Below are 8343 nucleotides of genomic sequence, written 5' to 3'. Positions count from 1 at the left end.
CCGGCCGCCGCCCCGAGCCGGGCCGCCAGGTGGACGGCGTGGTCGCGCGCGCCCGCGACCTCCTGCACGACGACCCCCTCGCGGACGTGACGGCCGACGAGCTCGCCCGGGCCGCCGGAAGCAGCCGCTTCGCGCTCTACCGGGCGTTCCGCCGCGTCTACGGCATGGCTCCCAGCGACTACCAGCGCCAGCTCCGGCTCCGCGTGGCGCGCGAACTGCTGCGCGCCGGGACGCCCCCGGCGGAGGCGGCGGCGCGCGCGGGCTTCGCCGACCAGAGCCACCTGCACCGATGGTTCGTCCGCTGCTACGGCGTGACGCCCGGAACGTACGCGTCCGGGGCACAATGACACTCGTGAATCGTGTGAGCGGAAGTCTTTTCGGGTTGGCGTACGGGGACGCGCTGGGCGCTCCCACCGAGTTCCTCACCATGAAGCAGATCCACCAGCGGTACGGGGTCGACGGTCCGCGCGACTTCGAGCGGACGCCCGCGCTGGTCACCGACGACACCCAGATGGCCCTGGCCGTGGCCGAGGGCCTGGTGGACGCGCTGCGCAACCCGCCGTTCGACGCCTCGCTGGTCACGCCGATGTGGCGGCGCCGGTTCATCGACTGGCTGCACGACCCGGAGAACAACCGCGCGCCCGGCGGCACCTGCCTGCGCGCGTGCCAGGGCCTCGACCGCGGGCTGCCGTGGGAGCGCGCGACGCTCATCGGCTCCAAGGGCTGCGGCGCGAACATGCGCGTCACGCCGGTCGGGCTCGCGCCGGGCCTCAGCGACGACCAGCTCGCGGGAGCCGCGCAGCTCCAGGCGGCGCTCACGCACGGGCACCCGACCGGACTCGCCGCGAGCGAGCTGACGGCCCTGGCGACCCGCCGGCTCGCGGACGGCATGGACCCGGCCGACCTCCCGTCCGCGCTCCGCCGGCACGCGACCGAGCAGCGCACGGTGTACCGGGAGGCGTGGCTCGGCTCGCTCTGGACGCACGCGCACGACCCGTCCGCCGAGGCGTTCATCGCGCGCGGCTGGGACGAGTGCCTGGCCGTCCTCGACCGGCTGGACGCGGCGCTCCGCTCGCCCGACCGCGACGCCGACCCGTGCGAGGTCACGGGCGCGGGCTGGGTCGCCGAGGAGGCGTTCGCAACCGGGCTCTACTGCTTCCTGCTGTTCCCCGAGGACGCGGTGTCGGCGATCTGGCGCGGCGCGGCCAGCTCCGGCGACTCCGACTCGATCGCCTGCCTCGCCGGGGCGTTCGCGGGAGCGCATCTGGGCATGGACGCCTGGCCCGCCGAGTGGGCGTCCCGCATCGAGTACGCCGACCGGCTCCGGGCCGTCGCGGACGCCTGGGAGCGGACGCCGTCCGATGACCTGGCATAGGCGTTCCGGCGCACCGCCGAAGGCGCGGCCGTGAAGGCCCGCCGGAAGACGGGCGCGCCGGTGACGGCGCGCAGGCCGTGGGGTGCCCTGGTGCTGAGCGTGGCGCTGACCGCGGCGATGTTCGCGGGCGCGGTCCTCTGCCTGCGCGAGGCCGTCACGCAGGGCGACGCCACCAGCCGGGCCGCCGCCGGGAAGGGACGGCCCGGTGTGTTCGTCGTGGACGTCCGGCGCTGCTCCAGGACGTGCTCCTGGTACGGCGTCTTCATCGCGGACGGGAACGGCGACGGGGCCGACGTCCGCCCCAACGCCCGCGACAGGGAGCTGCGGGGCGCGCACGAGGCGTCCCTCAGTCCCGGGCAGCGGCTCCGGGTGCGCGACGTCGGCGCGTTCGTGCAGACCGAGGGCGGCAGCGCGGAGTGGGGATCGACGACCGCCAACGCGATCGGGACGTTCTTCCTGAGCGTCACGGGCGTCCTCGGCGCGGTGAGCGCGGCCGGCCTGTGGCGCCGCCGCTTCCGCCGCGACGCCTCCGGCCGCCGCGAAGCCTCCGGCCGCCGCGACGCCTCCGGCCGGCGCGAAGCCTCCGGCTAGGACGAGGCGGTCCAGCCGGTGAGGCGGTCGATGACCAGCTCGATCACCGGGCCGTCGGGGCGGCGGTCGCGGTAGCGCGGGTACCGGGCGGCGAGCAGATCGAGCGGGGCGGCCATCGCGGCCGGGTCGGTGAGGACGCGGGCGCGGCCGTCCGCGCGGACCCACCACAGGCGGTCCCAGTCGTCCTCGTAGTGGTCGGCGAGGACGGACGCGTGCGGGTTCGCCCGGAGGTTCGCCAGGCGGCGCAGGTCCCGGGTGCGCTTGGGCTTGTGGTCCACCGCCGTGAAGACACTGCCGCCGGACACGGCGAAGGTGATCGGAACGAGGTGCGGCCGTCCGTCCGGCGCCGCGGTCGCGAGGCGGGCGACGGGCGCCGCGGTCAGGCGGGCGAGCGCGTCCGGATGGCTGAGGCTCGGCACCCGCCCATCACATCACAGCAGGTCGCGGGCTTCCGGACCGAGGGCGGACGGCGCGTCCCCCGGCCGCGTCCCCCGGCCGCGTCCCCCGGCCGCGTCTCCGGGCGCCGGATCAGTCGGCGAACTTCGGCGGACGGCCCTGCTTGCGGGCGGCCGTCGCCTCCTCGAAGTTGCGCGTGGTGAGCCGGACGAACAGCTGGCCGAGGCCCTCGTGGTCCATGTGCGCCTCCAGGCTCCCGGCGTCCAGAGCCGCCCACAGCATCCGCTTGGTGAGCTCCACGCCCGGACGGCTGAACGCGGTGATCCGCTCGGCGAGGGCGTAGCAGGCGTCCAGCAGCCCGTCCGGTGCGACGGCGCGCGAGACCAGGCCGATGCGCTCGGCCTCGGCGGCGTCCACGTCGCGCCCGGACAGCATGATCTCGAACGCGCGGGACGACCCGATCGCGCGCGGCAGCAGGTAGGACAGGCCGAGCTCGCTCGCGGTGAGGCCGTTGTTGATGCCGGCGGCGCGGAAGTAGGCGGCGCCGGACGCGGCGTACCGGACGTCGGCGGCGAGGGCGAGGCAGAGGCCGCCGCCGATCGCCGGGCCGTTCACCGCGGCGATCACCGGCTGGCGCATCCGGCGGAGCGTGCGCACGACGTCGTCGAGCAGTTCCATGGAGCGCAGCGCGATCGTCGAGACGGTCAGGCCCTCGATGCCGGGGATGCGTCCGGGCGACTCCTGGTCGGCCCCCGAGCAGAACCCCCGTCCGGCCCCGGTGACGACGACCGCGCGCACGCCGTTGTCGTGGGACAGCTCGGCGAGCGCGTCGCGGAAGGGCACCATCACGTCGAACGCCATCGCGTTCATCCGCTCGGGTCGGTTCAGCGTGACCAGCGCGACGTGCGGGCGGGGCCGCTCGACCAGCACGAACTCCGACATCGGCGTCCCCTCTCGCGACAACCCAGCAAGCGCTAGGTTACACAGCTCCCCGATCACGCGGGAAAGAGGCAGGGGCGGTCGGGAAACAGGGGTAGGCGATTCCCGATCAGGCGGGAGGGACGTAACCCGGCCCGGCGAAACGCTCCGCCGCGTCGCCGAGCTGCACGTCGGTCAGCGCGCGCGGCGTGCCGACCGCCCGCGCCTTCAGGTACACGCCGCACAGCCACTCCAGCAGCAGCGCGTTCTCGACCGCCTCGTCCAGGTCGCGGCCGAGCGCGACCGCGCCGTGGTTCGCCATGAGCGCGGCGCGGCGTCCGCCCCGGAGGGCCGCGAGGACGTTGCGGGCCAGTTCGGGCGTGCCGTACGTCGCGTACTCCGCGACCCGCACGACCCCGCCCAGCATCAGCGTGTAGTAGTGGATCGGCGGCAGCTCGTCCAGGACGGTCGAGACCGCCACGCAGTCGGCCGAGTGCGTGTGCACGATCGCCCCCGCGTCGGTCTCGCGGTAGATCGCGAGGTGCATGGGCGTCTCGGACGACGGCTCCTTCGGCCCCCTGAGGACCCGCCCGTCCAGGCCGACGATGGGGCACGCCGCCTCGGCGAGGCGGTGGAGCTGCGCCCCGCCCGGCGTCACGACCACCTTGTCCCCCGCGCGCACGCTGATGTTCCCGGCGGAGCCGGTGACGAGCCCTTCCTGGACGACGCGGCGGCCTGCCCTGCACACCTTCGACCGAGCGGTGGAAAGCAGCACGCGCAACCCCTCACATCCGGCCCGCACATCCGGCCCTCGAATCCGGGACGTCCCGCCCCAGGCTACGCCTCGCCGATCAACGCGCCGAGGCCGTCGAACAGCTCCCGGACGGTCCTCCCGCACATCGCGACACTCTCCAGCAAAAACCCCGCGGGCCACGACGACGGGAAAAGACGGCGACCCCTCAACACGCCGCTCGGGCACCGCCCCGGGAAGGACCGGCCCGCTCTTTCGTCACGCTCGGTGCGGACGGCGCTCGGGCCGCGCGCGGCGACGGCGGATCCCGGGTCCCGGCACTGAACACGCCGGTCAGGGCCACGAACGTGGTGGACACGGCACCCGATCGCGACCGCGCCGCCGCGACCGGGTGCCGTGTCCGAGAATGTAGACGCGCACATGTGCCGTCCGGTTTCGACTTTCGTGCGCCTTTCTCTTTCGATGACCCTCCCATGTGAAGCGGTCCCGGGGCCGACGCGCGGCACCGAGCGGTCCCATCAGCGCCGAACGCCGACGGCGACGGGCGTTTGGATGGCGGCAATGCGCACGTCACGACGGATACGTCGGACGCGTGACCGAAGTTCGCCGGGTAAAACTCAGGGCGCGCTCAGGCGCGCCCTTTGCCTGCGAGGTTCGTCCCATTAAGGTGACTCAACGTGTCGAGCGATCGGAAGCGGGATGTCAGCGGGGGCTCGCGGGACGAGCGGACGCCGTCCGGACCGTCGGACGCGGCCGGTCCCCCCGCCTCCGAGGAGACCGACGAGACGGCGAACGACCCGTCGGCGGAGGTGGACGGCGGCGACGCGTCCGAAGCCGCATCCGGATCCGGCAGTGGCGGCGACGCCGCGGCCACGGAAACGGACGGTGACGGCACCGCCGACGACCGTACGACCGGCGACACCGGCACCGACACCGGCACCGGCACCGGCACCGGCACGGAAACAGGCGCCGACGCCGACACGGGCGCGCGGGAGGCCGTCGCGGAGATGCGCGACGCGCTGCGCGACCTGGTCGGACGGCTCGACCGCGAGGCCGACCGCGCCGCCCACCGCGAGTCGGTCATCGACCGGCTGCACGAGGAGAACCAGCGGCTGCGCCGCGGCGAGATCGAGGCGATGCTCGAACCCGTCCGCGCGGCCCTGTACAAGGTCCACGACACGCTGCGGCAGGCCGCCGCGTCCCCGCCGGAACCCGAGCGGGCCGCCCGGCTGCTCGGCGACTGCGCGAACGAGGTCGCCGACGCCCTGGCCCGGACCGGGACCGTCCGGTTCGAGGTCGAGCCGGGCGACCCCTACGACGCGTCCCGGCACCGGCCCGTGGAGGCGGTGCCGGCGGACGACCCGGACCGCGCCGGGACGGTCCTCGCCGTCCTGTCGGACGGGTTCGAGAACGGCGGCCGCGTCGTCCGCAAGGCCGGGGTCCGGGTGGCGAAGTCGGTCAAGAGCGATGCGCGGCGGCGGACGGAGCGGGACGATGGTCACCGACGGTCGGCGCGCTGACGTCCGGCTCCGGGCGGCCCGCGCCCGGCGGCCCCGCGACCCGGCTTCCGGCGACCCGGTGGCCGGTGCCCCGCCGCACTCCGGTAGCGATAGGTGAAGAGGATATGGCTGTCTACGGGATCGACCTGGGAACCACCTACTCCTGCATTGCCTCCATCGACGATGTGGGACGCCCCGCGGTCCTGCGCAACCTGGAGGGCACCGACACCACCCCGTCGGTGGTGTACTTCGAGAGCGAGGACAACGTGGTCGTCGGGCAGACCGCGAAGGACACCGCGGTCCTGGAGCCCGAGAACGTCGTCAGCCTCGTCAAGCGGGACATGGGCCGCGAGGTCGCCCGGGAGATCCAGGGGATCGAGTACACCCCCGAGGAGCTGTCGGCGTTCATCCTGCTGAAGCTGGTCACCGACGCGCGCACCCAGTCCGGCGAGGACGCCCGCGACGTGGTCGTGACCGTCCCCGCCTACTTCGGCGCGGCCGAGCGCGACGCCACCCGCAAGGCGGGCCGGATCGCCGGGCTGAACGTCATCGACATCGTGTCCGAGCCGATCGCCGCGGCGATCACCTACGGCGTGCTGAACCCCGAGCAGGACCGCACGATCCTGGTGTACGACCTGGGCGGCGGCACGTTCGACACCACGGTCATCACGCTGCGCGGCGGGCACATCGAGGTGGTCTGCACCGACGGCGACCACGAGCTCGGCGGCGCGGACTGGGACGCCCGGCTGGTGGAGTACCTGGCCGAGCGGTTCCGCGCCGAGCACCCCGACGCGGGCGACCCGCTGGACGACCGGCAGTCCGAGCAGCAGCTCCGCCGGGACGCCGAGGACGCCAAGAAGTCGCTGACCAACCGCACCGCGCACACCGTCCGGGTGATGCACGACGGGCGCAGCGCGACGGTCGAGATCACCCGGGAGAAGCTCGAGGAGCTCACCCGCGACCTGCTGGACCGCACGATCGAGATCACCGGCCGGACGCTGGAGACCGCCCGGGAGAAGGGCGTCACCGACTTCGACGACCTGGTCCTGGTCGGCGGCTCCACCAAGATGCCGGTCGTCGCGGCGCGGCTGTCCACCGAGCTCGGCCTGAACCCGCGGCTGCAGGACCCCGACCTCGCGGTCGCCAAGGGCGCGGCGCTGTACGCGTTCGAGGAGACCTACCGGCGGCTGCTGGCGGCCGGGCAGGAGGAGCAGGCCGAGGAGATGGCCGGACGGGCCGGGCTGTCGGCCGACCAGAAGGCGCAGATCGCGGGCCGCCGGATCCGCACGGTCGCCTCGCACGCGTTCGGCATCGTCGTGGTGGACCGCGACAGCGGCGCCGAGCACGTGGCGCACCTGGTGCACGCCAACGACGAGCTGCCCGCCGCGCACACCGAGGACTTCTACACCGTCCACGACGAGCAGACGTCCGCCGACGTGCGGGTGATGGAGCAGGCCGGGTCGGTCGAGTCGGCGGAGCTGGTCGACAACACCGAGATCGCGACCGGGCAGATCCGCATCCCGGAGGGCAAGCAGGCGGGCTGGCCGATCGGGGTGACCTTCGCGCTGGACGCGTCCGGGCTGCTCAACGTGACCGCCGTGGAGAAGGAGACCGGCGAGCGGCTGGAGCTGAAGGTGGACGTCGGCGGGATGTCCGAGGAGGAGGTCGAGCGGTCGCGCACCGCCCTGTCCCGGGTGAAGGTGAGCTGAGCGCGCGATGACCACGGGTGGCCGGCCGTCCGGGCAGGGGTTCGACGCGGCCTACCAGCGCGAGGTGCTGGAGCCGGCGCGGGCGGCGGGCGACCAGCCGCCGGAGGACCTGCGCGTCCGGTACGCGCTGCCCGAGCAGCCGACGCCGGAGGCGGTCGCCGCGCGGGTCAAGCAGGTCCGGCAGTGCTGGCGGCGGGCGCGCGGCCAGTTGAAGTACCGCAAGCTGGTGGACCGGCTGGAGGCCGAGCACCGCGAGCTCGCGCCGGTCTTCACCGCCGCCGAGCGCGGCGACCTCGGCCCGCTGCGGCAGCGCCTGGCGGGCGGACAGGCGCGGACCCGGCGGCGGATGGAGGTCGCGGCCTCGCGGCTCGCCGACGCGGGCGGCCTGATCCAGATGGTGACGCCCGGCGAGCTGGAGGACATCGCCCGCACCGCCGGGGTGGCGGGCGCGGAGCTGGCCGCGCTCGCGGCGGGCCGGATCGAGGTCCGCGAGCCGGACCCGCTGCCCGCCGCGCCGCCGTACGCCGCCTACGCCAAGGTCCGCGAGTCGCTGGACGTGCTCGGCCGCCGCACCCTGGCCGACTTCCTGTTCGGGGGGCGGATGGGCGCCCCGATGCGGGTGCTGGACGGGTTCGCCGCGCCGGGCCGGGACGGCACGCCGCTGGTCCCGTCCGCCGAGGCCGTCGCGGCCGTCGCCGCCGAGTGGGCGCGGCGCAGCCGGGACACCAGCACCACGCACGCGCAGACCGTCCTCGCGGCCCTGCGCGCCGGGCCGGGCGAGGACCCCGGCGCGCACCTGGCCGACCTGATCCGGTTCGACGTCGTGGACCGGCTGCGCGAGCGGCTGCGGCAGCGGGCGTCCGAGCGGGCGCTGCTGCGGCACGCGACCGAGGAGCTGGGCGTGGACGCGTCGGACGCGCGCCGCCTGGTCTTCGCCGTCCTGCGCGAGCAGGCTCCCGCCGCCGGTCCCCCGCAGCCCGGCCCGGCCGACCGGCTCCGCGAACTCCTCGGCGCGGGCGAGATCTACGCCGCCGCCGAGTTCGCCCGCGCGCTCACCGAGTCCGGTACGGCGGCGTCTGGGCGGGACGCGGCCGGGGGCGAGGC

General features: G+C 74.9%; 8 protein-coding genes and 1 pseudogene. 6 read left to right on the top strand and 3 right to left on the bottom strand.

Annotated features, from left to right (window positions below):
- The 3 genes from DZF91_RS15575 to DZF91_RS15565 all read left to right on the top strand — a co-directional run.
- Positions 1–347 (top strand): helix-turn-helix transcriptional regulator (locus DZF91_RS15575; RefSeq protein WP_147341163.1); only part of this gene is annotated, 347 nt, incomplete at its 5' end.
- Complete coding sequence (locus tag DZF91_RS15570; protein ID WP_117358190.1) at positions 344–1375, top strand: ADP-ribosylglycohydrolase family protein; 1032 nt, start codon at positions 344–346, stop codon at positions 1373–1375. The genes DZF91_RS15575 and DZF91_RS15570, both read left to right, overlap by 4 nt.
- Before the next feature lie 30 nt (positions 1376–1405).
- A complete protein-coding gene (locus DZF91_RS15565) occupies positions 1406–1966 on the top strand; it encodes a hypothetical protein (protein WP_117358189.1) in 561 nt (186 codons plus the stop codon).
- On the opposite strand, the gene DZF91_RS15560 is transcribed toward DZF91_RS15565, so the two are convergent.
- The 3 genes from DZF91_RS15560 to DZF91_RS15550 form a co-directional block, all read right to left on the bottom strand.
- Positions 1963–2385, bottom strand: a complete 423-nt coding sequence (locus DZF91_RS15560; RefSeq protein WP_117358188.1) for a TIGR03668 family PPOX class F420-dependent oxidoreductase — start codon at positions 2383–2385, stop codon at positions 1963–1965. The genes DZF91_RS15565 and DZF91_RS15560 overlap by 4 nt on opposite strands.
- 109 nt (positions 2386–2494) lie before the next feature.
- Positions 2495–3304 (bottom strand): enoyl-CoA hydratase, encoded by an 810-nt coding sequence (locus DZF91_RS15555; protein WP_117358187.1) that lies wholly within the window; start codon positions 3302–3304, stop codon positions 2495–2497.
- A gap of 106 nt (positions 3305–3410) precedes the next feature.
- The gene (locus tag DZF91_RS15550; protein WP_117358186.1) at positions 3411–4055 is read right to left on the bottom strand and encodes a class II aldolase/adducin family protein; all 645 of its coding nucleotides are present in this window, start codon (positions 4053–4055) and stop codon (positions 3411–3413) included.
- Between the two features lie 653 nt (positions 4056–4708).
- On the opposite strand from DZF91_RS15550, the gene DZF91_RS42070 reads away from it, so the two are divergent.
- The 3 genes and pseudogenes from DZF91_RS42070 to DZF91_RS15535 all read left to right on the top strand — a co-directional run.
- Positions 4709–5551, top strand: coding sequence for a nucleotide exchange factor GrpE (locus tag DZF91_RS42070; protein WP_235834318.1), 843 nt, complete (start codon positions 4709–4711; stop codon positions 5549–5551).
- Between the two features lie 104 nt (positions 5552–5655).
- The gene (locus DZF91_RS15540) at positions 5656–7239 is read left to right on the top strand and encodes an Hsp70 family protein (protein ID WP_117358185.1); all 1584 of its coding nucleotides are present in this window, start codon (positions 5656–5658) and stop codon (positions 7237–7239) included.
- Positions 7240–7246: 7 nt separating this feature from the next.
- Positions 7247–8343, top strand: a pseudogene (locus DZF91_RS15535) (hypothetical protein); the annotation flags it as partial.

This window comes from Actinomadura logoneensis (assembly GCF_003428695.1).
GTDB classification, from domain to species: Bacteria; Actinomycetota; Actinomycetes; order Streptosporangiales; family Streptosporangiaceae; genus Spirillospora; species Spirillospora logoneensis.
This window is presented reverse-complemented; position numbering and strand designations above follow the sequence as displayed.